This window comes from Roseibium sp. AWQ4_290 (genome assembly GCF_056160985.1).
In genome coordinates, this window is sequence record NZ_JBSWYG010000099.1 from 1 (window position 1) to 252 (window position 252).

General features: G+C 57.1%; 1 protein-coding gene. It reads left to right on the forward strand.

The features are described from left to right. Positions 1 to 252, forward strand: a 252-nt coding sequence (locus tag ACXAH0_RS25300; protein WP_475196099.1) for a transposase domain-containing protein, incomplete at both ends; no start/stop codon positions are given.

A 252-nucleotide genomic window follows, 5' to 3' on the forward strand; every position in this document is an offset into this window, starting at 1 on the left:
TCCAAATCGGAAAGCCTCGATCAACTCAATCTGAGCCTTGCCGAGGAAGAGGCCATTGGTGTAGCTGCTGATCAGCAAAACATGCCGGATTCCGCTTCGGTGGATGCTCCTTCCGGACAGGCCAAACGCCAGCACAGCCGCAAGCCGCTACCGAACCATCTTGAGCGCAATGACACGATCTTGATGCCGGGCGAAGCCTGCCTTCGGTGTGGCGGCAAGCTGAAGACACTGGGTGAGGACATTACCGAAGAG